Raw genomic sequence first — 23,259 nt, forward strand, 5'->3', positions numbered from 1 at the left:
ACTCATCGGATGCCTCTCATAGAGGTGTGTTGTGATGGCTCTGATTCTACGCCTCAACCACCGATCTGGCTATCTATTTACGCAGGTCAAACCCTATTTTCGCGGTGAGCGAACGGCGTCGTTCCTGTGGATGGCAAGTGGCCCGGAGGGCCACCTCTCACACCCCAGCAACATCCTGTCCCGAGTCAAGATTCTGCTGCGCCACACCCGGGCCGCCGCCCCGATAGCCAGCCAAGTTTCTCTCGATCTGGTCCGGAGTCCAGGACCGCCGAAGGCGGCCGGCGAAGCCGGCGCCCGCAGGGCGTCCTTGACGCCGGTCCAGATCGAGAAGACCGTCAAGAACGGGTCGGCGGCCCAGCCCAGCCCCGTGGAACGGCTCCGCACGGGGTGGTCTCGACAGGCTCGACCACCGGAGCATCGCGGATTTCGACGGGTTCGAGGGGCAGGGGCACGGTGGTCTCGACAGGCTCGACCAGCGGGGCATCACGGTCTCGACAAGCCCGAGGGCCGGGGCATCGCGGGTCTCGACAGGCTCGACCTCCGGGGCGTCGGGGGTCTCGACAGGCGCGACCTCCGGGGCGAGACCGGACCAGAACCAACCAGGAAAGAAGCAGCCGCTAAGCCGCCGGGTGCTCGTACGCCGCCGCGACCCGCTCGCGGAGCTTGGCGTGGATCTCCTCCGGCGTGCGCTGCGTGCGCTGGCGGTGGTTGCGCGCGATGATGACGCCTGTCGCGGTGACCCCGGCCAGTCCGGCGAGACCGACGATCTTCCAGACGCTTGCACTGCCGAAACTCATAGGACCCCCTGCTCACGATGTCTGACGACACCACTATCTCCCTTGCCGACGCCGTGGACCAGACCCGGACCGGTGATCTGTGGCTCTTCCGAGGCCGTTCGGTCGCCGACCGCGCGATCCGGATGCTCAGCAACGCCCCGGTCAACCATGTCGGGATGGCGGTGGTCCTCGATGATCTGCCGCCGCTGATGTGGCATGCCGAGCTCGGCAAGGGGCTGCTCGATCTGTATACCGGCACCCATCACCGTGGCGTACAGCTCCATGATCTGCGTGCCGCGGTCGAGCAGTGGGCGGGCCGCTACGAGCAGCAGGTCTGGCTTCGCCAGCTCACCGCGGACATCGACCGCGAGCGGGAGGATGCCCTGCTGAGGACGATCGCGCGCCTGGACGGCACCCCGTTCCCCTCGACGGCCGCCCTGGCCGGACGCTGGGCGCGGGGGAGGGTGCGCTCGAAGGCCGGGCTCGAGCAGGTCTTCTGCGCAGAGGTCGTGGCGGCGACCTACCAGGAGATGGGCCTGCTCGACGACGAGCGACCCACCAACTACTACGACCCGGGTCGCTTCTGGTCCGGCGACCATCTGACCCTGCAGGACGGTGCCGTGCTCGGCAGCGAGGTCCGCGTCGTCGGCTGACCCCTGGCCACGGTCAGCGGGGGAGGTCCGCGTCGCGGCCGGCGAGGCGGAGGGCGAGGGAGACCTCGCCGCTCTCGACCAGGGTGCCGATGACGAGGGAGCGGAGCCCACGCAGCAGGGCGTCGGGGTCGACGAGGTCGGGCGCCGCGAGTGCGTGCAGCAGATAGCCGTGCACGAGGGCGAGCACGGAATCGGGGTCGGACAGGGTCGCGCCGGCGACGCTCGCCGCGCGCTCGGCGACCTCGCGACCGGCGGTGAGGACCTCGGCCACGACCGGACGGAACTGCGGGTCGCGGGCGGCGTGGAGCAACCCCTCGAGGAAGGCGAGCGAGTCGGTCGGCGGCGACATCAGCGCGGCCGCGAACGCCTCGGCCATGGCATCGGTGCCGGGTGAGGTCGCGGCGAGCTCGTCAGCGAGCGTACGCAGCCGGGCGACGTCCTCGGCCACGCCCGTGCGCAGCGCCTCGGCGGCCAGGTCGGTGATCGAGTCGAAGAAGTAGCCGACGGTGGCCAGCGGCAGCCCGGCGCGCTCGGTCACGGCCCGGTGGGTGACCCCGGCCATGCCCTTCTCGGCAGCCACCTCGATCGTGGCGCGGACGAGGGCGTCGCGTCGCTGCCGGGCGCTGTCACCGTGCCGTCGCTTCATGGGCAGAGTGTTTCACGAGGGGCACGAGCCCCGAAGTCTGGAAGATCTTCTAGACTTTTAGGAGTCGATCCAGCACGCTGTCCGACATGACCGCACCCCGCGTACACGCCTTCGCCGACGACGCCCTCGCCGCCCACGACGCCGTCGAGCTCGCCCGCCTCGTCCGAGCGGGGCAGCTGAGCGCGGCGGAGGTGGAGGTAGCCGCGGTCGCCCGGCTGCGAGCTGTCGTCCCGGAGCTGAACGCGATGGCGTACGAGGCCTACGACGCGCCCCGTCGTGCGGATGCCGACACCGGCCTGCTCCATGGTGTGCCGACCCTGCTCAAGGACAACACCGACCTGCTCGGGATGCCGACCGGCCACGGGTCGGAGGCGATCCGGGCCCGCCCGGCCACCCGCGACGGGCGCTACACGACCCAGTTCCTCAGCACCGGGGTGACGGTGCTGGGCAAGAGCCGGATGCCCGAGTTCGGGCTGAACGCCACCACCGAGTGCCGCAGCGGACCGCCCACCCCCAACCCCTGGAACACGCGCCACTCCGTCGGCGCATCCTCCGGCGGCGCCGCGGCGCTGGTCGCCGCCGGAGCCGTGCCGCTCGCGCACGCCAACGACGGCGGCGGGTCCATCCGGATCCCGGCCGCGGCCGCCGGGCTGGTCGGGCTCAAGCCCAGCCGCGGCCGGCACATCGACGGCGAGATGGCCCGCACCCTGCCGATCAACATGGTCAGCGAGGGCGTGCTGACGCGCACCGTACGCGACACCGCGACCTTCCATGCCGCGCTCGAGCGGCACTGGCGCAACCCGGCCCTGCCGCCGCTCGGCCTGGTCGAGGGGCCCGCGCGGCGTCGGCTCCGGGTCGCGATGATCATGGAGTCGGTGACCGACGCCGTCGTGGACACGCCGACGAAGGCGGCGGTGGAACGGACCGCGACGCTGCTCGAGGAGCAGGGCCACAGCGTCGAGCCGGTCCCGGTCCCCGTCGACGCCCGCTTCGGCGACGACTTCCTCAGCTACTGGGGTCTGCTCGCCTTCCTCGCCGGCAACCTGGGTCGCCTGACCATCGACCGGTCCCTCGACACCACCCGCCTCGACGGGCTCACCGACGGCCTTCGCCGCGGCTTCGCCTCCGGCGGCTGGCGCCGAACCGCCGCGGCACTGCTCCGCCTGCGGCGGGCCGCGGCGGCGTACGCGACCGTCTTCGACCACCACGACGTGGTCCTGTGCCCGGTCGTCTCCGGCGTCACCCCGCCGCTGGGCCACCTCTCCCCGAACGTGCCGTTCGAGGAGCTCGTCGACCGGCTCCGGCGGCACGTCGCGTTCACGCCGCTGCAGAACATCACCGGTGCGCCCGCGATCTCGCTGCCGATGGGGCTGAGTGAGGAAGGGCTGCCGATCGGGGTCCAGCTCTCCGCGGCGTACGGCGATGAGCGGACGCTCCTCGAGCTCGCCTACGCCCTCGAGGAGCAGTCACCGTGGCCGCCCATCCAGGACAACTGAGCCAGCGCTGAGCGCCTTCAGAGCATCGTCGAGGCCTTCTCCAGCACCCGGCGCAGGATCTGCTCCATCTCGTCGAACTCGGCCTGACCCACGGTGAGCGGCGGCGAGAGTTGGATGACCGGCTCGCCGCGATCGTCGGCTCGGCAGTAGAGGCCCTCGGACCACAGCGCCTTGGAGACGTACCCGTAGAGGATCCGCTCGCACTCCTCCTCGGTGAAGGTCTCCTTGGTCCCACGGTCCTTGACCAGCTCGATGCCGTAGAAGTAGCCGGTGCCACGCACGTCGCCGACGACCGGCAGATCCTTCAGCTTCTCCAGCGTCGAGCGGAACGCGGCCTCGTTGCGGCGTACGTTGCCCAGCAGGTCCTCGGCCTCGAAGAGGTCGAGGTTGGCCATCGCCACCGCGGTGGAGACGGGGTGACCGCCGAAGGTGTAGCCGTGGTAGAAGGTCTCCTCCCCGGTGAGGAAGGGCTCCATCAGCCGGTCGGAGATGATGGTGGCGCCCAGCGGTGCGTAGCCCGAGGTCAGCCCCTTGGCGGAGGTGATCATGTCGGGCACGTAGCCGAACCGCTCCGCCCCGAACATCGTGCCCAGCCGCCCGTAGGCGCAGATGACCTCGTCGGAGACGAGCAGCACGTCGTGCTCGTCGCAGATCTCCCGCACCCGCTGGAAGTAGCCCGGGGGAGGCGGGAAGCAGCCGCCCGAGTTCTGCACGGGCTCCAGGAAGACCGCGGCGACCGTGTCGGGGCCCTCGGCCTGGATCACGAACTCGATCTGGTCGGCGCACCAGCGGCCGAACGCCTCCGGGTCGCTCCCGTCCATCAGGCCGCCGGTGATCTCGGAGGCGCGGTAGATGTTGGTGTTCGGCACCCGGAAGGTCGAGGGCACCAGCGGCTCGAACGGCGCCTTGATGTCGGCCAGGCCGGTGATCGACAGCGCGCCGTGGGTGGTGCCGTGGTAGGCGATGTTGCGCCCGATCACCTTGTGCTTGCCCGGCTTGCCGCGCAGCTTGAAGTAGTTCTTGGCGAGCTTCCACGCGGTCTCGACGGCCTCGGAGCCGGAGTTGGTGAAGAAGACGCGGTTCAGGTCACCGGGAGCCAACGAGGCCAGCCGCGCGGCCAGCTCGATCGCCGGCTCGTGCGCGTAGGACCACAGCGGGTGGAAAGCCAGCTGCTTGGCCTGCTCGGCGCCCGCGTCGGCGAGCTCCGCCCGCCCGTGACCGACCTGGGTGACGAAGAGCCCGGCGAGCCCGTCGAGGTAGCGGTTGCCCTCGATGTCGTAGATGTAGGCGCCCTCGCCCCTGGCGATGATCGGCACGTCGGCCTCGGCGTAGCTCGAATGCCGCGTGAAGTGCATCCAGAGGTGGTCCTTGGCGTCGCGCTGCAGCTGCTCGTAGTTGCCGGTCATGACTCCATGGTCACCCACCGGATCTCGCTTCCGCAAGCGAATCAGTGGCAAACCCCCATTTCCACTTCGGATTCGGTTGTGACATCACTGTTACGGGAAGGAGTTAGTCTCTAGCGCATGGCAGACCAGACCTTCAGGAACGTGATCGGCGGCGAGCTGCGCGAGGCCGCCGACGCCGCGACGTACGACGTCGTCGACCCCGCGACCGGCGAGGTCTATGCGCAGGCCCCGATGTCGGGCGAGGCCGACGTCGACCAGGCGTACGCCGCCGCAGCATCGGCCTTCGAGACCTGGGGCGAGACCACACCCCAGGAGCGCAGCCTGGCTCTGCTCCGGATCGCCGACGCGATGGAGGCCCGGGCCGAGGAGCTGACCGCCGTGGAGGTCAAGGACACCGGCAAGCCCTACCGGCTGACCCTGGAGGAGGAGCTGCCCCCGACGATCGACCACTTCCGGTTCTTCGCGGGCGCCGCCCGGACCCTGGAGGGGAAGAGCGCGGGTGAGTATCTGCCGGACCACACCTCCTGGATCCGCCGTGAGCCGATCGGCGTGATCGGGCAGGTCACGCCGTGGAACTACCCGCTCGCGATGATGTCGTGGAAGATCGCCCCGGCCCTGGCAGCCGGCAACACGGTCGTGCTCAAGCCCTCCGACACCACCCCGGCCAGCTCCTCGCTGCTGGCCGAGCTGGCTCAGGAGTTCCTGCCTCCCGGCGTACTCAACCTCGTCACCGGCGACCGCGACACCGGTCGCGCGCTGATCCGGCACAAGACGCCGCAGATGGTCGCCATCACCGGCTCGGTGCGCGCCGGCATGGAGGTCGCCGCGAGCGCGGCGGCCGACGTCAAGCGCGTCCACCTCGAGCTCGGCGGCAAGGCGCCGGTGATCGTCTTCGACGACGCCGACATCGACAGGGCGGTCGCCGGCATCGCCGCGGCGGGCTACTTCAACGCGGGTCAGGACTGCACCGCCGCCACCCGCGTGCTGGTGCAGGCGGGCGTCCATGACGAGTTCGTCGCGGCGCTGGCCGAGGCGGCCCGCAGCACTACGGTCGGCCTCCCGGCGGACAACCGCGACGTCGGAGCGCTCAACAACCCGGGCCAGCTCGCCCGCGTCAAGGGCATGGTCGACCGCCTCCCGGACCACGCCACGATCGCAGCCGGCGGCGCGCCGGCGCGGGTCGAAGGCGGCGAGAACGGCTACTTCTACCAGCCCACGGTCCTGGCCGGGCTCCGCCAGGACGACGAGCAGATCCAGCACGAGATCTTCGGCCCGGTGATCACCGTGCAGCGGTTCGCCGACGAGGCCGAGGCGCTGCGGTGCGCCAACGACGTCGACTACGGCCTGGGATCGAGCGTGTGGACCACGGACCACGCCACCGCGCTGCGGGTCAGCAAGCGCCTCGACTTCGGCGTGGTGTGGATCAACACCCACATCCCCTACATCTCCGAGATGCCCCACGGCGGCTTCAAGCACTCCGGCTACGGCAAGGACCTCTCCGTCTACGGGTTCGAGGACTACACCCGGATCAAACACGTGATGTCGTTCATCGGCGAGTAATCCGCTAGACAAACATGTAGGCGTGGGACCCTCGATGTGCGGGCCCGAGGCGGTCCGTGAAAGCATCGAATGCCGTTTCGCGTACCTCCGCGACCCGGACCCAGCAATGGAAAGCAGTCGACCCCCACACGAGGTGCACCCCACATGTCAGCCAAGCAGTGGCGGACAGATGTCCAAGGTCTCCGGGCCATTGCCGTAGGTCTGGTCGTCGCTGCCCATGCGGGCCTCCCGCACACCGAGGGCGGGTTCGTCGGTGTCGACGTCTTCTTCGTCCTCTCCGGCTTCCTGATCACCACGCTGCTGTTGCGCGAAGCCGGTGAGAGCGGCACCGTCAGCATCCCGCAGTTCTACGCCCGCCGTGCCCGCCGCATCCTGCCGGCGGCCACGCTCGTGATCCTGGTCGTCCTGGCGTACGCCGCCTGGCAACTGCCCACCACCCGGCTCACCGACGCGGCCGCCGACGGCACCTGGGCGGCGTTCTTCCTGGCCAACGTGCACTTCGCGGCCGAAGGCGTGCAGTACTTCCAGCCCAGCGAGCCCTCGCCCTTCCAGCACTACTGGTCGCTCTCGGTCGAGGAGCAGTTCTACCTGGTCTGGCCGGTGCTGGCGCTCCTGCTCATCCCCAGGCTCGGGCGCAGGGGCTTCACGGTCGTCGCCGCGGTGATCGCGGTCGCGAGCCTGGCCTGGTCGATCCATGCCACCGGCGAGAACCCGACCGCCGCCTACTTCTCCACCCCGGCGCGCGCCTACGAGCTTGCCGCCGGCGCGCTGCTGGCCTGCTGGGGCGGCCGGCTCAAGGGAGCCGCGAGCATCGCCGCCGGTCTCGGCGGCGCCGGCGCGATCCTGGTCGCCACGGTCGTGTTCAGCGAGGCCACCCCGTTCCCCGGCTGGCAGGCGCTGGTGCCCACCCTCGGCACGGTCGCGCTGCTGGCCTCCGGCTCCGACGCGCCGACCGCGAAGGCGCTCGCGATCCGCCCGCTGCGCTACCTCGGCGACATCTCCTACTCCCTCTACCTGTGGCACTGGCCGCTGATCGTGCTGGCCCCTGAGTTTCTCCATCTCGGCAGCGCCGCGCTCGAGATGACGGTCGCGGTGGCCGCCGCGCTGCTGCTCTCCGCGCTGAGCCACCGCTTCATCGAGCTTCCCTTCCAGCACAGGAAGGTGCCCGTGCTCTCGCACGGGCTGCGCTCCCTGACCCTGTGGCCGGTCGCGCTCGTGCTGGCGGTCGGCAGCGGCTGGCTGACGACCGGCTATGCCGCCTACTCCGAGAAGGAGCGGGCCGCCGAGGCGCAGGCGTGGTTCGCGGCCAACGAGGTCCCCGACACCGCCGCCGAGACCGGCGGCCCGCCGCAGGTGCAGCGCGAGCTCCGTGCCGCCCTCGACATCGCCGACCGCGGCGGCCCGATCCCGCCGGCGGTGCTCGGCGAGGAGATCACCGAGGACCGGTGGCAGAAGACGTACGGCGACTGCTACGCCAACTACGGAGACACCCGCGGCACCGACTGCACCCTCGGCGACACCAAGGCGAAGAAGACCGTCGCCGTCGTCGGGGACTCCCACGCCGGCATGTGGCTGACCGCCTTCGACGACCTCGGCAAGGAGCGCGGCTTCCGGGTCGTGCCGGTCGTGAAGGTCGGCTGCGCCCCATACCCGGTCCAGCACCGCGGCAAGAAGATGACCCAGGCCGAGTGCGACGACTTCCGCGCCTGGTCGGCCGACCGCCTCGAGCGCCTCGACCCCGACACGATCGTCTCGACGGCTCGCGGCCAGCTCTTCATGCCGAAGGAGTACGACGGGATGGATCGCGACGAGCAGTGGTCGAGGGCCGTGCGCAGCACGGTGCAGGCCTATCGGGAGATCTCGCGCAAGGTCGTCGTCCTCGGTGACGTCCCCAAGGTCGACCACCACCCCGCCGACTGCATCAGCGCGCCGGATGCCAACCAGAGCTCCTGCCTCAGCGACCCGGACTCGCGCGAGACCAGCAGCAACGAGCTCACCGAGGCGGCGCTGAAGGGGACCGAGGCGGCGTACGTCGACACCCAGCGATTCGTGTGTGCCGAGGACCGCTGCCCGCTGGTCGTGGGGGAGAAGGTCACCTACTACGACGACTCACACCTGACCGAGTCCTGGGTCCGCCATGTCACGCCGAGGCTCGGCGCCATCCTCGATCCGCTGATCTGAGCGAATTTAACTGGGATGCGCGTTTCGGGATTTGCCTTCACGTGCATCTTTGTGGCTTAATTGTGGGCAGACGTTGCAAAACGTTTCATGCACAGCCCTGGACCCGTGGGGGAGTCCGGGGCTGCTGCTATTTCCTGCAAAGTTTTCCGGTCCGCACAGGCGGCCGCTTGGCGCCCTCTCAGCCTCTGCTGGGAGGATGGGCGGGTGAACGATCAGCGACCGCGCGACGTGGTGATCCTCGGCTCGACCGGGTCCATCGGCACCCAGGCCCTCGACCTGGTGCGGGCCAACCCGGACCGGTTCCGGGTCGTCGGGCTGACCGCCGGCGGGGCCAACAAGGAGCTGTTCGAGGCGCAGGTGGCTGAGTTCGCCCCGAAGTTCTCCGGACTGGGGGAGGGGGCCTCGGTCGAGGCCGCCGCGCAGTCGGCCGACGTGGTGCTCAACGGCATCACCGGCGCCGTCGGGCTGCGCCCGACGCTGGCCGCGCTCGAGGCGGGCAACACGCTCGCCCTGGCCAACAAGGAGTCGCTGATCATCGGCGGACCGCTGGTCAAGCGCGTCGCGCGCGAGGGGCAGATCGTCCCGGTCGACTCCGAGCACTCCGCGATCGCGCAGAGCCTGCGCGCCGGCCGTGCCGAGGAGGTGCGCAAGCTCGTGCTGACCGCCTCCGGCGGCCCGTTCCGTGGCCGCTCCCGCGACGAGCTCGGCGACGTCACCCCGGAGCAGGCGCTCAAGCACCCCAACTTCGCGATGGGTCGGGTGATCACGACCAACTCCGCCACCCTGGTCAACAAGGGGCTCGAGGTCATCGAGGCCCACCTGCTCTTCGACGTACCCTTCGACCGGATCGAGGTCGTCGTCCACCCGCAGCAGTACATCCACTCGATGGTCGAGTTCGTCGACGGCGCCGTCGTGGCCCAGCTCGGCCTGCCGACGATGCTGGTGCCGATCTCGATGGGGATGGCCTGGCCCGAGCGGGTGCCGGACGCCGAGACCCCGATCGACTGGACCAAGGCCGCCGACTGGCGCTTCGAGCCGCTCGACGACGTCGCCTTCCCCGCGGTGCGGCTGGCCCGCGAGGCCGGCACCCGCGGCGGCACCCACCCCGCCGTCTACAACGCCGCCAACGAGGTCTGCGTGGACGCCTTCCACGAGGGCCGGATCCCCTTCCCCGGCATCGTGGACACGATTGAGGCGGTGTTGGCAGACCACCACGGCGTACGCTCTGAAAGCAGCCTCTCGATCGAGGATGTGCTCGCCGCTGACGCCTGGGCGCGCGAGGAGACCACTCGGATCCTGGAGTCCCACACATGAGTGTCCTGCTCTACACGCTGGCCGTGATCGGCTTCGTCGTCGCGATCCTGGCCTCGATCGGGCTCCACGAGCTGGGCCACATGATCCCGGCGAAGGCGTTCGGCGGGAAGGTGACGCAGTACTTCATCGGCTTCGGGCCGACGGTGTGGTCAAAGCAGGTCGGCGAGACGGAGTACGGCCTCAAGGCGATCCCGCTCGGCGGCTACGTCAAGATCGTCGGGATGCTCCCGCCCGGTGCTGACCAGCTGGGGGAGCGCACCGACGACGGCGCGCTCAAGGTCCGCAAGTCCAACACCGGCATGTTCACCCAGCTGATCAGCGACGCCCGCTCGGCCGAGTGGGAGCTGATCCGCCCCGAGGACGAGCCGCGGCTCTTCTACAAGATGTCGTGGTGGAAGAAGGTCATCGTGATGGCCGGTGGGCCCACGGTGAACATCGCGATCGCGTTCTTCGTGCTGTGGGGCGTCTTCGGGATCTACGGGGTCCGTGAGAACGTCGTCGACGAGGGCCATCCGGTCGTCTCGAGCCTGCAGGAGTGCCTGCTGAGCTGGGAGGACCAGGGCCGCGAGTGCCGCGCGAGCGACAAGCCGACCCCGGCCGCCGACGCCGGCCTGAAGCCGGGCGACGAGATGATCTCGTTCAACGGCACCGAGCTGACCTCGTGGTCGGTCGCCCAGGAGCTGATCCGCGACAACATGGATGGCGAGGCCGCCATCGTGATTCAGCGCGACGGTGAGCAGATGACGCTGCACACCCAGACCGTCGTGCAGGAGCGGGTCAAGGACGTCGACGACACCAGTGCCGACCCGGAGACCGCGAAGGTCGGCTTCTTCGGGATGTCCCCCGAGTCGCACGTGGTCACGACCAAGGAGGGGCCGGTCTACGCGCTGAAGGAGATGGGCGCGATGGCCGAGAACGCCGTCCACTCGCTGCTGAGGCTGCCGGTCAAGGTCTGGCACGTCGCGCTCGCGATCGTCGGTGTCGAGGAGCGCTCGGCCGACAGCCCGGTCAGCATCGTCGGCGGCGGCCGCATCGCCGGCGAGATCGCCGCCCACGAGGGACTCGACGTCGGTGAGAAGGTCGCCAGCTTCGCGTTCCTGGTCGGTGGCTTCAACCTCTTCATCGGCATCTTCAACTTCGTCCCCCTCCTACCCCTCGACGGCGGTCACATCGCGACGGCGCTGTGGGAAGGCATTCGCCGAGCCTTCGCCAAGGTCTTCCGTAGGCCCGACCCGGGGCATGCCGACCCGGCGAAGCTGCTGCCGGTGGCGTACGTCGTGGCCTCGGCGCTCCTCGTGATGGGTGTTGTCCTGATCGTCGCCGACCTCGTCGTCCCACTTCATCTCCAAGCCTGACCCGCCCGTAAGATTGGTAGACATGACGTCGATCCCCCTCGGTATGCCGGAGGCTCCCGCCCCGGTGCTCGCCCCTCGCCGCAAGACCCGCCAGATCAAGGTCGGTTCGGTGGGCGTGGGCAGCGAGAGCCCCATCTCCGTGCAGTCGATGACGACCACGCTCACCTCCGACGTCAACTCCACGCTGCAGCAGATCGCCGAGCTCACCGCGTCGGGCTGCGACATCGTCCGGGTGGCCTGCCCGAGCCAGGACGACGCCGACGCGCTGCCGGCGATCGCCAAGAAGTCGCAGATCCCGGTGATCGCCGACATCCACTTCCAGCCGAAGTACGTCTTCGCCGCCATCGAGGCCGGCTGCGCGGCGGTCCGAGTCAACCCCGGCAACATCCGCAAGTTCGACGACCAGGTCAAGGAGATCGCCGCGGCCGCGAAGGACCACGGCACCTCGATCCGGATTGGTGTCAACGCCGGCTCGCTCGACAAGCGGCTGCTGGAGAAGTACGGCAAGGCCACCCCCGAGGCGCTGGTCGAGTCGGCGATCTGGGAGGCCTCGCTCTTCGAGGAGCACGGCTTCCAGGACTTCAAGATCTCGGTCAAGCACAACGACCCGGTCGTGATGGTGCGCGCCTACGAGCTGCTCGCCGAGGCCGGTGACTGGCCGCTCCACCTCGGCGTCACCGAGGCCGGCCCGGCCTTCCAGGGCACGATCAAGTCCTCGGTCGCCTTCGGCCACCTGCTCAGCCAGGGCATCGGAGACACCATCCGCGTCTCGCTCTCGGCCCCGCCGGTCGAGGAGGTCAAGGTCGGCATCCAGATCCTGGAGTCGCTCAACCTCAAGCCGCGCCGCCTCGAGATCGTCTCCTGCCCCTCCTGCGGCCGCGCCCAGGTGGACGTCTACACGCTCGCCGAGCAGGTCACCGCCGGTCTCGACGGCCTCGAGGTCCCGCTGCGGGTCGCGGTCATGGGCTGCGTCGTCAACGGCCCCGGTGAGGCTCGCGAGGCCGACCTCGGCGTCGCCTCCGGCAACGGCAAGGGCCAGATCTTCGTCAAGGGCGAGGTCATCAAGACCGTCCCCGAGGCCGCCATCGTTGAGACCCTGATCGAGGAGGCGATGAAGATCGCCGAGGGCATGGAGCCCGTCGAGGGCGCCGGCGCGTCGGTCTCCGTCAGCGGCTGAGCGTGTGTGGATGTTCACCGAGGTAACTCGGTGAACGGTCGCTTCCTTCGTGGAACTCCACGAAGGAAGCGCGCACTCACCGAGTTCCCTCGGTGAACATCCCGCGGAGAACTGGGGTACATCGACGCCGGGTGCTCCCGGAGGCTACGTGGGCTCAGATGGCGACCGGTGACGGAGACGTCGACGACTCCGCGCTGGTTCGAGGTCCGGGGACGGTCGGGGCCACGAGTGGTTGGCCGGCCTCAGCCTCCGCCGCGTCCATGCTGCCCATGAGCTCGGTATAGCGAGCGCCGTACTTCTGCTCGTCCCAGTGGACGCCCGCCACTTCCCAGGCCTCGTCGGGCGAGACCGTCGTCATCGGCTCGGAGTAGCGGTATCCGCTCTCAGGTAGCTCGCCGTACCAGAAGAACCGGGCGAGCGGGTCGACCATCGCGTAGGAGCCGGTCATCTCGTCGTTGTCCTCGGTCGTGATGAGAACGCACTTGAAGCCCGGGCGCTTGCGCACGAACTTCCGGTGTCGCTTCGCGAAGTCTCGGAACTCCTCGTCGGTGATCGCTGTCTTCGCGGAGTAGACGGGAAGCATCTTGAGGAGCTTCCATCTATCTGGCCTGATTGCGGCAAGGACGGCGTCGAAGTTCTCGTGGCGGTTCAACTCGCTGACAACCGTGTTGACTTTGATCTCCGGCCTTCTGGCTCCCAGCCGGTCGGCCGCCTTCCGAATGGCTTGGATTCGGGTGCTCGCCTCGAAGAGGTCGAAGACCTTGCCGCTACGTGTGAGCCGACCGATCTCGCGGTTGGTGTCACGGAGTGATGAGTCGATGCTGATCCCGACGATGTCGATGTTCTCAACGGTCCACTCGGCGTCGAACCTTCGAAGCATGAGCCCGTTGGTGACGTACGAGACGCGCGTCTTCACCACCGATCGGGCGAAGTCGACCAGGTCGTCGATGTTCGGAAGCAGTGCCGGTTCGCCACCGACGAAGTTGAATCGGATGGAGCTGTCGGTGCCGCGATCTCGACGGAACTTGTCGGCGAGCTCCCACATGATGCGATACGCCGTTTCGGTGTCGGCCCACACGCTCGTCTCCGCGCTCGTCTCCTGGAGCAGGCCCCATTTCCCGAAGCAGTAGGTGCACCGATAGTTGCATCGCTCGGTCACGTGAAGATTGACGACCATCTCGACGTCGGTCATTGGCGCATCCTCGCAGAAAGGATGCGCGCATCCGGAGATAAGCGGGTTCTGATCGGTGGTGTCCTTCAGCCGTGTGCTTGCGCTTGCTGCCGGAGCGCGGCGACGAGCTCGTCGTCGATGGTGAACGCGGAGTCCAAGGCGATGTCGGCATCCGCGAGGAGATCCTGGACGCCCAGGTCAGCGCGTTCGAAGATGCTGAAGCAGTTTCGAGTGGTCACGCCCTCGTGAATCCGCAAGAGCTCGGCGACTCGTGAGATCAGCGAGCCCATCACGATGTCGTCGACGATGACGGCCTCCACCCCGTCAGCGACCGCCGCATCGGCGTCGTCTGCGAGGTGACGCTCCACGGGGAAGCCGAATCGAGGCGGGCGAGACGTCGTACGCACCATCAAGAAGGGAACGCCGCAGAGCTCGGCGACGCGGCTGCCGACGAGAATGTTGCCCTCGCGGGCGGTGGCGATCACGGTTCGGTCGGGGTCGAGGCCGCCGAGTTTCCGGCGGACTCTGCGCGCCAGGAACTGGGCGAGACTCTCACGATGCTGCGATGAGCACGACGCGGAGTGGAAGTCGATGTAGACGCTGATCGGGCTGCGCTTGTGATAGCCCACGAGTAGCGGATCCTGTGCGACGAAGACGTACTCGGACGCGATGGCTCGCACGGTGTCGTCAGTGATGCGTTCAAGCGCCGGACCCGCCAGCCTCGGGTCGAGCCGCACGATCAGGTTGGGGCGAGCCGGAGGGTCGGCTATTCGCTGGATCGCTGGATCCGGTTGCAGGTTGCCAGGACGCTCACCGCGACTCACCGCCTCCGCGCGCTCCCAACGCCGCTCCCACTCCCGGCTCCACTTCCGGATCCAGTCGGTGCGCTCCTCGCTGTCATAGGTAGGGGGCACCGCAGCGCGCACGATGCTCAGGAGGAGATCACGAGGGACGAGGTTCGTGTTGGCCGTGGCTGCGTACGCTCGGCTGTTGCTGATGTTGGCACCCAACGCGACCTGTCCGATGCCTTTGCCGGTCCAGTTCTTGACCCATGCGCGAAGGTCGCGATTGAGAGCGGCGGGGCTGTCGTCAGGTTCGAGGGCCATCTCGTCCCTCCTGAAGCATGGCCTATTCGCGTTCGAGTCCTGGATGGGTCCCGATCGAGTCCACCAGGAATCCTGCAAATGTATCGCCACGCTCTCGACCGAGCGTCCGTTTCGAGGGAAGTTATCGGCTCGACATACGCAGGAAGCCCGGTCCTCAGTCGGACCGGGCTTCCGTCTTCTGCTCCGAGACGTCCCCCTGCGTACGTCTCGAAGATCTTGTGGTCTCACCAGTGCATCAGCCTGGAGACCAGGCCGAGGAACCCGAGGTGGAGCAGGGCTCCGAGCGGGTCGGTGGTGATCAGGTGGCCCCAGGCGAGCGCCGCCTGGCCCATCTGGTTTCCGAGGGCCGTGGCGAACCCGTCCAGTCCGCCGTGGGTCCACAGGTGGACGACGACGAACCGGATGCCCGGCACGACCAGGAACAGGACGAGTGCGGCCTTGACCGGCAGGATCCAGGACAGTGAGCCGCTGCCGGTGGAGCTCAGGTTGCCGGTGCGCACCCAGCGGGCGCCGCTGCTGCCGTTGAAGCGGACCTTGGTGCGGCCTGCGGCGGTGGCGACGACGACACCGCGCTTTCCGGAGCGGGTGCCGCCGCGGGCCCGGACGGTCTCGCCGGGGCGCATGAAGTTGCTGATCATCACCGCACTCCTTCCGTGAGGACGACGGACACGGACGAGGTGCCGGCGGCTGCCTGGCACGTGGGCGGCTCGGCGCTGAGCAGCTGGTTGAAGCCGAACACGACAAGAAGCGTGACGGCGAAGGTGGCGATGCTGAACTTGTGGTTCCTCATGGTCATCATCTCCTTCAGCGGTAGGGCCCGGTAGGTGGGGCCGTCGCTGTCCCGGTGGGGACATCACCACGGTGGCGGAGGCCACATCTGCCCCGCCAGAGGGCGGGTGGGAGTGGGGACGAAGTAAAGACAGTCCCAGGTCAGTTGGGACGTTTCTGGGACAGAATTGGGACGCCTGCGAGATACTCTCAACCGCGTCCGCGACGACTCGGCGAGGGGTAATGACCGACGAATCTCTCTCACCTGAGCAGTTCAACGGCGAATTGCGTGCCTGGGTCCGCCAGGTCACCGGAAAAGCTGACGGTGGAGCCGGTGTGGCGATGGCTCGGAGCACCTTCTACCGGCGTACGTCCGGCTCGAAGCTGATGCCTCTGGACGAGCTCATCCGGGTGGTCGGCGGCGCGGTGCCCCGCACCCTGGACCCAGCCCATCGGGGCGAGTGGATCCGGAAGAACACCGGGATCTGGCAGGCGAAGTGGTGGAAGGCGTACTCCTGGCGGGGAGAGGACACCGCGCAGCCCGGCCCCGTGCTGGCCCCCGCCGAACCGGCCGCACCGATGCCCGCCACCAGCTCCCGGCTGACCTTCCCGAGGGCACGGGTGGCGGCGCTGACCGGACTGACGACGGAGGAGCCCACGCTCCCGCTCAGCGAGGCGCTCGGGCGGTGGCAGCAGAGCTCCGAGTCCAACCTCTTCTTCCTCACCGGCCCCTCCGGCTCGGGAAAGACGGTCGAGGCCAGGGAGTGGACCGCCTCGAAGGAGCAGGTGCGCTACATCAGCCTGCGCGACGGCGCGGTCGACTACGGCGACCTGGTCGGTGAGGACCGCTCGCCGATCGTCATCGACGACTTCGACCTGATCTCGTCCAGCGCCGAGGAGCACGGCGTCACCAGGCCCGACCTGAGCGAGCTGCGCTCCGCCTTCGGTCGCGGCGGCCGGTTCGTGGTGATCAGCAAGCGCAACCTGCAGACCGAGCGCGACGAGCTCGCCGAGCAGCTGCGCAGCCCCGCGCGGTTGGAGGACCTCGGCGTCGAGGCGGCCGTCGTCGTACGCATCGAGCCGATCTCCCCGATCGAGGTGCGTGCGCTCGGCGAGGTGCGCGGTGGCGACGAGAAACTGCGCAACCTGGCCGCGGAGATGGAGCGTGGCGGCGGGTTCTTCCCGGCGACCCCGATGGTCCTCAAGCAGCTCTACGCCTCCTTGGAGGAGGGCGCGCCGGCTCCCCGGACCCAGTGGGACGGCTACACCGTCCATCTCAAGCACGTCTGCGGGCAGCCCTGGGACCGGAAGAGCTCACGTATCCCCAGCCGGGTGCGGTTCCAGACCTACCGCGACATCGCCTGGGACCTGTTCACCGGCATCGACGAGCCGACCTCGCAGGAGCAGGACCTGATCCCGGTCCCGCGCGTCTCGGAGTGGCTCTTCGCCAACCTGCAGCGCGACCTCGACATCACCCGGCAGCGGGACTTCCTGACGTACGAATGGATCGCGGACCTGCTCGACCACTCCGAGGTCTTCGGCGTGACCGGCCGGACCAAGGACTCGGTGGAGTCGGCGGAGTTCGCCCACGAGACCTTCTACCAGTACTTCGTCGCCGAGGGCATCCGCGACCGGCTGCGCGACGGGCGTGGCATGGCGCTCGACGGCGCCCGCTTCGCGGACATGCACATGGGCCCGTTGGTGATGACCTTCCTCAAGGCCGGGTTCCAGCCCGGTGACCTCGACGCGGTGGCCCGGCTGAGCGTACGCGAGAGCCTGTCCTGGATGGACCGGCTGATCTGCCTCTACCTGACCGAGGAGCGCGAGGACTACGGCGACCTCCTCGAGCAGGCTCCCGAGCGCTACTGGGACGAGCTGGAGTTCGTGCTGGAGGCGTTCCGCTCGCTGTTCCTGCGGAAGGCGGCGATGTTCCAGCTGATCCTGCGCGGCCGGGTGCCGGTCGACGGCTACCTCCAGATCCTGGACCGGGAGGAGGATCCGGGTGCGGTCGCCCGCGAGCGCGACGTGCTCGGCTGGGGCACCGACATCACCGACGCGCTGGTCCGTCGGCTGCATCATCCGGTCCTCGCCCCGGCGATTCCGATTACCGCGTACCGGCTCGGGCAAATGGGTGATATCACTTGCGTGAGCCATCTCGAAGGTCTCACTGGTCTGCCGCCCGCCCATCAGGACGTGGTGAGGTCGGCGATCCACCGGATCAAGGAGCGCCATGAGCACCAGCACTCTGACTGAGCAATCACCGGTTCTCGTCCTCGGCGCGACCGGCGACCTCGGCAGCGCGGTGGCGCGCCGGCTCACCGCGGAGGGCACCCCGGTGATCCTGCACGCCTACAGCCGCACCACCGAGCTGGCCTACCTGGCCGACGAGACCGGCGCCGTCGCCCGGGTGGAGGGCGACCTGACCACCGACTTCGGCGTGGACGCCCTGGCCGAGACGCTGGCCGGGTTCGAGACGCTGTCGGGGCTCATCAACTGCTCCGGCATCAACCCCAGCCCCGACACGGTCGCCGAGATCGACCGGTCCGAGTGGCAGGTCACCCTCGACCTCAACCTGACCTCGGCGTGGCGGACGGCTTCGCTGGCGCTTCCCAAGCTTCGCGCGGCCCGGTCCGGGGCCGTCGTCCTGGTCAGCTCCGTGTTCGGGATCCGTACGCCGTCGCGACGGGCCGCCTACGGCGTGTCCAAGCACGCGCTGACCGGGCTCGCCCAGGCGATCGCGCAGGAGGAGGAGGGCATCGTCCGGGCCAACGTCGTCGCCCCCGGCCCGATGTGGAGCGAGTCGTCGCGGCAGGTCTTCGTCAAGCATGCTCGCAAGGAGGGCGTGACCGTCGACCAGTACATCTCCTACCGGGCCGCGCGCATCCCTGGACACCGGTTCGTCACCGCCGACGCCGTCGCGAAGGTCTGTGTCTTCCTCGCCTCCGACGTGGCCGGTGCGATCAACGGCCAATGCGTGGTCGCAGACGGTGGCGAATACTGACCGACGGCGCGCAATCTGCAATTTACCCGAGATGCCACTGATGCGACGTCGTGCTGTCTAGGCTTCGCCTAGCGCCTCCACACGTCTTTGTTTCCCCTCTTCAGACTGGCGACAACGTTGACCAATTTCTGGCTTGCCATCGATCACGCAGACGATGCGCTCTTCCGCACCCCGGACTCCTCCGACATCAGGCCCGGCATCCTCGAGCTGGTGGCCCACACCCCCGGTTGGGGCATCGTCGTGCGCCCCACACAGGGCCACGGCGACGTACGCCGCGAGCTCGCCTGCGCCGGACTCCCCGACATCGGCGCCGTCGACGACCTCGTCGTCCCGGCGAGGTCGACGGACGCGGTGAAGGTCGGGTTCGACGATCCGCGGACCGAGTGCGCGGCGATGGCGCTCGACATCCTGGAGCGCCTCCCCGGCTACGACCGGGTCTTCCTCGAGCCCTACTGCACAACGCCGGGCTGTCTCGAGGATCTGGCCACCCTGGCCACGCGATCACGGTGCGGCGGCATCGTGCTCAAGCTCAAGGTCAACGACGAGGGCCTCGAGAGCATCGAAGCTGCCGACCTCGGGCGAACGTCCTGGGTCGCGCGATCCGACGGGATGGGCTGGGACGACTTCAGCGAGCGGCTGCCACGGGTCCGAGCGCTCGGCGCACGGGGCGTGATGGTGGGCCGGGCGGTCTGGGGAGATACCGGCGAGGCCGGCCAGGACGTACGCCTCAAGACCATCCGCGAGCGGATGCACACCATCGAACGGATCTTTGCCTGATCCGGTCAGCGAGCCGTGAGGCGACGTACAACCGGATTGGCCCTAGGCTCGGTGACATGCTGACGACGCGCCAGGGGATCCGCCCGCTGCACGCGGGTGATCTCAGCGCGTTCCTCGACCTGACCGCGCAGGATCCGGTGGTCAACGTGTTCGCCGAGTACCGGGCGCGCACCACCAATCTCGAGCCGCGCTGGCTCGGCGGTGAGATCTGGGGCCGATGGGACGGCGGCGACCTGGTCGCGGCCTGTCACGTCGGCGCCAACCTGGTCCCCATCCAGGCCACCGAGGAGGATGCGTACGCCTTCGGTGAGCGGGCCCGCGACCGCGTACGCACCGTCTCGACCATCGTCGGGCGACAGACCGCGGTGCGGGCGCTGTGGGGGGCGATCGGCGAGTCCTGGGGCACCCCGCGCGACCAGCGCTGGGAGCAGCCCCATCTCGAGCAGCAGCTGCAGAGCCTGGTCGAGCCCGACCCGTTCGTCCGCCGGACCGTTCGCGCCGACATGGACGCCCTCTATCCGGCGTGCGTGGCGATGTACACCGAAGAGGTCGGGATCTCGCCGGAGACCGGCGGCGGCCGCGACCTCTACCGTGCCCGGGTGCTCCAGCTGATCTCGCGCGGGTGGTCCTTCGCGCGGATCGAGGACGGCGAGGTCGTCTTCAAGGCCGAGGTCGCCTGCGCGACCCCCGAGGCCGCCCAGATCCAGGGTGTCTGGGTGCCCGCGCACCGCCGCGGCGAGGGCCTCGCCGCCCGCGGGATGGCCGCCGTCTGCGACATCGTCCGCAGCGAGATCGCCCCGCGCGTCTCCCTCTACGTCAACGAGTGGAACGCCCCCGCGCGCCGGGCCTACGAGCGGGCCGGCTTCCTCGAGACGGCCCGCTTCTCCACCGTCATGTTCTGAGCTAGCCGACGTTTCCCCTGGCGGCGCGCTCGCAGGCGGCGGCCTCGCAGCGGACCAGCCAGCTCGCGCCGTCGTTGGCGTAGGAACGCAGCAGGATCCGGGTCTTGGTCTCCCAGGCCGCGGCCCAGACGCCGTTCGGATTGGTGTAGGTGGTCAGCAGGGTGCCGTTGACGCTGCGGCGCTTGACGAAGTACGCCACGTCCTGATGGTCGATCGGCTCGGTCGCGACCCGGGCGCCGTCGGGGGAGAAGGAGGCCACCTTCTCGGTGCACGTGCGCCAGGTCGTGGAGCCGGGGCTGGTGAGGGTGGAGACGACGGAGCAGGCGCCCGCATCGTTGGGCCGCATGGTGTAGCTCGCCAGCCTGTTGGTGGCGTAGGAGGCCGCGTACGCCGATCGGTTCGCGATCGTCGAGACGGCTCCCGTGCTCCAGTCCCAGGTCATCGTCCGGGCGGGCGCCCAGCCGCCGATCACGACCTTCGTACCGCGTACGTCCAGGGGGAGGGGCTCGGTGGCGAGCCGGAACGAGTGGCGGGCGACCTGGTGCCCGGTCCCGGCGTCCAGCACCCTGACCACGACGGTGCTCGGGTAGGCGGTCAGCAGCAGGTAGCGCCCGTTGGTCGAGAGCTTCGAGGTCTCGAAGTACTCCGCCTCCGCGAGCTGCTTCGGCGCCTTCCCGGGCTCGACACGGACGACGCGGTCGGGCACGCGGTCTCCCGACACGATCCGCACCAGGTAGCCGGTCCCGGCCCTGCCGAGCAGGGCGACGGTGTCGAACTCCTCGGTGGGTACCGGGACGACGGTGGCACCGTCGACGACGTCGAAGTCACCGGAGTGCCCCGCGACGTACGGGACCGTCGGCGACCCTCCCTGAGGGAGCGGGAGCGGTCGGACGCTGACGGACGGAGCGGCAGAAGCCGGTGACAGGAGCGTCACCGGGAGCATGAGAGCAGCAAGGATGGCCGTGGCCAGTGCCGGGATTCGGATACCTCTCATGAAAGTAAAGATGCGCCGGGCGCCGCAGGGGTTGCAACGCCAAATCCAACCGGTTCGCGGGACCGGTCCGGTGCGCCGTACTCTTGCCCGCATGATCGCCCGTATGTCGACCCTGTTCGTGCGGACCCTGCGTGAGGATCCCGCGGACGCCGAGGTCGCGAGCCACAAGCTGCTTGTCCGTGCCGGCTACATCCGCCGCGCCGCTCCGGGGATCTACTCCTGGCTGCCGCTCGGTCTGCGGGTGCTCGGCAAGGTCGAGGGGATCATCCGCGAGGAGATGGCCGCGATCGGCGCCCAGGAGGTCCACTTCCCGGCGCTGCTGCCCCGCGAGCCCTACGAGGCGACCGGCCGCTGGACGGAGTACGGCGACGGCATCTTCCGGCTCAAGGACCGCAAGGACGCCGACTACCTGCTCGGGCCCACCCACGAGGAGATGTTCACGCTCCTGGTGAAGGATCTCTACGGCTCCTACAAGGACCTGCCGCTGGCGATCTACCAGATCCAGACGAAGTACCGCGACGAGGCGCGTCCCCGCGCGGGGCTGCTGCGTGGGCGCGAGTTCATCATGAAGGACTCCTACTCCTTCGACGTCTCCGACGAGGGCCTGTCGGCGGCCTACGACGCCCACCGTGCGGCGTACGTCAAGGTCTTCGACCGCCTCGGGTTCGAGTACGTCATCGTCAAGGCCACCTCCGGCGCGATGGGCGGCTCGGCCTCCGAGGAGTTCCTGGCCGTCTCCGAGGCCGGCGAGGACACCTTCGTACGCTCGCCCGGCGGCTACGCCGCCAACGTCGAGGCGGTCACGACGCTGGCCCCCGAGCCGCTCTCCTACGAGGGTGTGCCCGCGGCCCACGCCGAGGACACCCCTGCCACGCCCACGATCCAGACGCTCGTCGACCACCTCAACGAGGCGTTCCCGCGCGAGGACCGTGCCTGGGAGGCCGGCGACACGCTGAAGAACGTGCTCGTGACGCTGCGCCACCCCGACGGCACCGTCGAGCCGCTCGCCATCGGCCTGCCCGGTGACCGCGACGTCGACATCAAGCGCCTCGAGGGCCAGCTGGAGCCGATCGAGGTCGAGCCCATGGACGACGTCGAGCTGAAGAAGCACCCCGAGCTGGTCAAGGGCTACATCGGACCCGAGGTGCTGGGCGAGGAGTCGGCCTCCGGCATCCGCTACCTCGTCGACCCCCGCGTGGTCACCGGCACCCGCTGGGTCACCGGCGCCAACGTCGAGGGCAAGCACGTCATCGACCTGGTCGCCGGCCGCGACTTCACCCCCGACGGCACCATCGAGGCCGCCGAGGTCCGCGAGGGCGACCCGGCTCCCGACGGCTCCGGCCCGCTGACGCTGGCCCGCGGCATCGAGATGGGCCACGTCTTCCAGCTCGGCCGCAAGTACGCCGACGCGCTGGGCCTGCAGGTGCTCGACGAGAACGGCAAGCTGGTCACCGTCACGATGGGCTCCTACGGCATCGGCGTCACCCGGGCCGTGGCCGCCGTCGCCGAGGGCACCCTCGACGACATCGGTCTCGCCTGGCCCCGCAACGTCGCTCCGTACGACATCCACCTGGTCGCCACCGGCAAGGACGCCGCCGTCTTCGAGGCCGCAGCGTCGCTCGCCGAAGAGCTCGAGGCAGCCGGCATCGACGTGCTCTACGACGACCGTCCCAAGGTCTCGCCGGGCGTGAAGTTCAAGGACGCCGAGCTCATCGGCGTACCGACGATCGTCACGGTCGGCAAGGGCTTGGTCGACGGCAAGGTCGAGGTCAAGGACCGCAGGAGCGGCGAGAAGACCGAGGTCGCGCTCGCCGACGCCGTCGCTCACCTCACCGAGGTCGTCCGCGGCTGACCCCCGGCCGAATCTGTAGTTCTGGCGACCGAATCGGTCGTTGGGGGGGGGGGGCCACCAGGTGTTGGTCCGCCACCCAAGAGTGGATGCCACCCAACCAAGGGGGGGGGGGGGGGTGTTTGGG

The 23,259-nt window shown here is 69.1% G+C and carries 20 protein-coding genes; 12 read left to right on the forward strand and 8 right to left on the reverse strand.

Annotated elements, in window-relative coordinates; translation table 11 throughout:
• Positions 1-617 precede the first annotated feature (617 nt).
• Positions 618-797, reverse strand: coding sequence for a hypothetical protein (locus ABZ796_RS14480; protein ID WP_357337697.1), 180 nt, complete (start codon positions 795-797; stop codon positions 618-620).
• A 17-nt stretch (positions 798-814) separates the two neighbouring features.
• On the opposite strand from ABZ796_RS14480, the gene ABZ796_RS14485 reads away from it, so the two are divergent.
• Complete coding sequence (locus ABZ796_RS14485) at positions 815-1,429, forward strand: hypothetical protein (protein ID WP_357337698.1); 615 nt, start codon at positions 815-817, stop codon at positions 1,427-1,429.
• A gap of 13 nt (positions 1,430-1,442) precedes the next feature.
• On the opposite strand, the gene ABZ796_RS14490 is transcribed toward ABZ796_RS14485, so the two are convergent.
• Positions 1,443-2,075 carry a TetR family transcriptional regulator gene (locus ABZ796_RS14490; RefSeq protein WP_357337699.1) on the reverse strand — a complete coding sequence of 211 codons (633 nt, stop codon included), beginning with the start codon at positions 2,073-2,075 and terminating at the stop codon, positions 1,443-1,445.
• An 86-nt stretch (positions 2,076-2,161) separates the two neighbouring features.
• On the opposite strand from ABZ796_RS14490, the gene ABZ796_RS14495 reads away from it, so the two are divergent.
• On the forward strand, positions 2,162-3,571 hold the full coding sequence (locus tag ABZ796_RS14495; RefSeq protein WP_357337700.1) for an amidase: 1,410 nt from the start codon (positions 2,162-2,164) through the stop codon (positions 3,569-3,571).
• A gap of 17 nt (positions 3,572-3,588) precedes the next feature.
• Here ABZ796_RS14495 and ABZ796_RS14500 read toward each other — a convergent pair whose 3' ends face one another.
• Positions 3,589-4,977 (reverse strand): aspartate aminotransferase family protein, encoded by a 1,389-nt coding sequence (locus tag ABZ796_RS14500; protein ID WP_357337701.1) that lies wholly within the window; start codon positions 4,975-4,977, stop codon positions 3,589-3,591.
• Between the two features lie 117 nt (positions 4,978-5,094).
• Here ABZ796_RS14500 and ABZ796_RS14505 point away from each other — a divergent pair, with 117 nt between their 5' ends.
• The 5 genes from ABZ796_RS14505 (at position 5,095) to ispG (ending at position 12,564) form a co-directional block, all read left to right on the forward strand.
• Entirely contained in the window at positions 5,095-6,537 is a 1,443-nt protein-coding gene (locus tag ABZ796_RS14505) for a gamma-aminobutyraldehyde dehydrogenase (protein ID WP_357337703.1), read from the forward strand.
• Positions 6,538-6,681: 144 nt separating this feature from the next.
• Positions 6,682-8,718: an acyltransferase family protein gene (locus ABZ796_RS14510; RefSeq protein ID WP_357337705.1), complete on the forward strand. Its 2,037-nt coding sequence runs from the start codon at positions 6,682-6,684 to the stop codon at positions 8,716-8,718.
• Positions 8,719-8,922: 204 nt separating this feature from the next.
• Complete coding sequence (gene dxr / locus ABZ796_RS14515; RefSeq protein ID WP_357337707.1) at positions 8,923-10,032, forward strand: 1-deoxy-D-xylulose-5-phosphate reductoisomerase; 1,110 nt, start codon at positions 8,923-8,925, stop codon at positions 10,030-10,032.
• Positions 10,029-11,387, forward strand: a complete 1,359-nt coding sequence (locus ABZ796_RS14520; protein ID WP_357337708.1) for a site-2 protease family protein — start codon at positions 10,029-10,031, stop codon at positions 11,385-11,387. Before dxr ends, ABZ796_RS14520 begins: the two co-directional genes overlap by 4 nt.
• 22 nt (positions 11,388-11,409) lie before the next feature.
• Positions 11,410-12,564 (forward strand): flavodoxin-dependent (E)-4-hydroxy-3-methylbut-2-enyl-diphosphate synthase, encoded by a 1,155-nt coding sequence (gene ispG / locus ABZ796_RS14525; RefSeq protein WP_357337709.1) that lies wholly within the window; start codon positions 11,410-11,412, stop codon positions 12,562-12,564.
• 154 nt (positions 12,565-12,718) lie between these two features.
• On the opposite strand, the gene ABZ796_RS14530 is transcribed toward ispG, so the two are convergent.
• From ABZ796_RS14530 to ABZ796_RS14545, 4 genes are all read right to left on the reverse strand, one after another.
• On the reverse strand, positions 12,719-13,756 hold the full coding sequence (locus tag ABZ796_RS14530; RefSeq protein ID WP_357337710.1) for a viperin family antiviral radical SAM protein: 1,038 nt from the start codon (positions 13,754-13,756) through the stop codon (positions 12,719-12,721).
• Between the two features lie 65 nt (positions 13,757-13,821).
• Positions 13,822-14,919: a phosphoribosyltransferase gene (locus tag ABZ796_RS14535; RefSeq protein ID WP_357337712.1), complete on the reverse strand. Its 1,098-nt coding sequence runs from the start codon at positions 14,917-14,919 to the stop codon at positions 13,822-13,824.
• 146 nt (positions 14,920-15,065) lie between these two features.
• Positions 15,066-15,479 carry a hypothetical protein gene (locus ABZ796_RS14540; RefSeq protein WP_357337713.1) on the reverse strand — a complete coding sequence of 138 codons (414 nt, stop codon included), beginning with the start codon at positions 15,477-15,479 and terminating at the stop codon, positions 15,066-15,068.
• On the reverse strand, positions 15,479-15,631 hold the full coding sequence (locus tag ABZ796_RS14545) for a hypothetical protein (RefSeq protein WP_357337715.1): 153 nt from the start codon (positions 15,629-15,631) through the stop codon (positions 15,479-15,481). Before ABZ796_RS14545 ends, ABZ796_RS14540 begins: the two co-directional genes overlap by 1 nt.
• 221 nt (positions 15,632-15,852) lie before the next feature.
• Between ABZ796_RS14545 and ABZ796_RS14550 the strand changes: the two genes are divergently transcribed.
• From ABZ796_RS14550 to ABZ796_RS14565, 4 genes are all read left to right on the forward strand, one after another.
• A complete protein-coding gene (locus tag ABZ796_RS14550; protein ID WP_357337717.1) occupies positions 15,853-17,862 on the forward strand; it encodes a hypothetical protein in 2,010 nt (669 codons plus the stop codon).
• Positions 17,840-18,610 carry an SDR family oxidoreductase gene (locus ABZ796_RS14555; RefSeq protein ID WP_357337718.1) on the forward strand — a complete coding sequence of 257 codons (771 nt, stop codon included), beginning with the start codon at positions 17,840-17,842 and terminating at the stop codon, positions 18,608-18,610. Before ABZ796_RS14550 ends, ABZ796_RS14555 begins: the two co-directional genes overlap by 23 nt.
• A 117-nt stretch (positions 18,611-18,727) precedes the next feature.
• A complete protein-coding gene (locus ABZ796_RS14560) occupies positions 18,728-19,387 on the forward strand; it encodes a hypothetical protein (RefSeq protein WP_357337720.1) in 660 nt (219 codons plus the stop codon).
• Positions 19,388-19,443: 56 nt separating this feature from the next.
• The gene (locus ABZ796_RS14565; protein ID WP_357337721.1) at positions 19,444-20,289 is read left to right on the forward strand and encodes a GNAT family N-acetyltransferase; all 846 of its coding nucleotides are present in this window, start codon (positions 19,444-19,446) and stop codon (positions 20,287-20,289) included.
• 1 nt (position 20,290) lies between these two features.
• On the opposite strand, the gene ABZ796_RS14570 is transcribed toward ABZ796_RS14565, so the two are convergent.
• Positions 20,291-21,283 carry a hypothetical protein gene (locus ABZ796_RS14570; protein WP_357337722.1) on the reverse strand — a complete coding sequence of 331 codons (993 nt, stop codon included), beginning with the start codon at positions 21,281-21,283 and terminating at the stop codon, positions 20,291-20,293.
• 91 nt (positions 21,284-21,374) lie between these two features.
• Here ABZ796_RS14570 and ABZ796_RS14575 point away from each other — a divergent pair, with 91 nt between their 5' ends.
• On the forward strand, positions 21,375-23,135 hold the full coding sequence (locus tag ABZ796_RS14575) for a proline--tRNA ligase (protein WP_357337723.1): 1,761 nt from the start codon (positions 21,375-21,377) through the stop codon (positions 23,133-23,135).
• Positions 23,136-23,259: the final 124 nt, after the last annotated feature.

Origin of the sequence: Nocardioides sp. NPDC047086 (genome assembly GCF_040643685.1) — a bacterium.
In the GTDB taxonomy this organism is placed as follows: Bacteria; Actinomycetota; Actinomycetes; order Propionibacteriales; family Nocardioidaceae; genus Nocardioides.

What these genes read in the sequence shown, in the direction of transcription:
- ABZ796_RS14570 (WP_357337722.1), bottom strand. Translation starts at nt 21,283, where the DNA reads ATGAGAGGTATCCGAATCCCGGCACTGGCCACGGCCATCCTTGCTGCT.
- ABZ796_RS14500 (WP_357337701.1), bottom strand. Translation starts at nt 4,977, where the DNA reads ATGACCGGCAACTACGAGCAGCTGCAGCGCGACGCCAAGGACCACCTC.
- ispG (WP_357337709.1), top strand. Translation starts at nt 11,410, where the DNA reads ATGACGTCGATCCCCCTCGGTATGCCGGAGGCTCCCGCCCCGGTGCTC.
- ABZ796_RS14505 (WP_357337703.1), top strand. Translation starts at nt 5,095, where the DNA reads ATGGCAGACCAGACCTTCAGGAACGTGATCGGCGGCGAGCTGCGCGAG.
- ABZ796_RS14495 (WP_357337700.1), top strand. Translation starts at nt 2,162, where the DNA reads ATGACCGCACCCCGCGTACACGCCTTCGCCGACGACGCCCTCGCCGCC.
- ABZ796_RS14540 (WP_357337713.1), bottom strand. Translation starts at nt 15,479, where the DNA reads ATGATCAGCAACTTCATGCGCCCCGGCGAGACCGTCCGGGCCCGCGGC.
- ABZ796_RS14485 (WP_357337698.1), top strand. Translation starts at nt 815, where the DNA reads ATGTCTGACGACACCACTATCTCCCTTGCCGACGCCGTGGACCAGACC.
- ABZ796_RS14510 (WP_357337705.1), top strand. Translation starts at nt 6,682, where the DNA reads ATGTCAGCCAAGCAGTGGCGGACAGATGTCCAAGGTCTCCGGGCCATT.
- ABZ796_RS14480 (WP_357337697.1), bottom strand. Translation starts at nt 797, where the DNA reads ATGAGTTTCGGCAGTGCAAGCGTCTGGAAGATCGTCGGTCTCGCCGGA.
- ABZ796_RS14490 (WP_357337699.1), bottom strand. Translation starts at nt 2,075, where the DNA reads ATGAAGCGACGGCACGGTGACAGCGCCCGGCAGCGACGCGACGCCCTC.
- ABZ796_RS14550 (WP_357337717.1), top strand. Translation starts at nt 15,853, where the DNA reads ATGACCGACGAATCTCTCTCACCTGAGCAGTTCAACGGCGAATTGCGT.
- ABZ796_RS14530 (WP_357337710.1), bottom strand. Translation starts at nt 13,756, where the DNA reads ATGACCGACGTCGAGATGGTCGTCAATCTTCACGTGACCGAGCGATGC.
- ABZ796_RS14555 (WP_357337718.1), top strand. Translation starts at nt 17,840, where the DNA reads ATGAGCACCAGCACTCTGACTGAGCAATCACCGGTTCTCGTCCTCGGC.
- ABZ796_RS14565 (WP_357337721.1), top strand. Translation starts at nt 19,444, where the DNA reads ATGCTGACGACGCGCCAGGGGATCCGCCCGCTGCACGCGGGTGATCTC.
- ABZ796_RS14575 (WP_357337723.1), top strand. Translation starts at nt 21,375, where the DNA reads ATGATCGCCCGTATGTCGACCCTGTTCGTGCGGACCCTGCGTGAGGAT.
- ABZ796_RS14520 (WP_357337708.1), top strand. Translation starts at nt 10,029, where the DNA reads ATGAGTGTCCTGCTCTACACGCTGGCCGTGATCGGCTTCGTCGTCGCG.
- ABZ796_RS14545 (WP_357337715.1), bottom strand. Translation starts at nt 15,631, where the DNA reads ATGAGGAACCACAAGTTCAGCATCGCCACCTTCGCCGTCACGCTTCTT.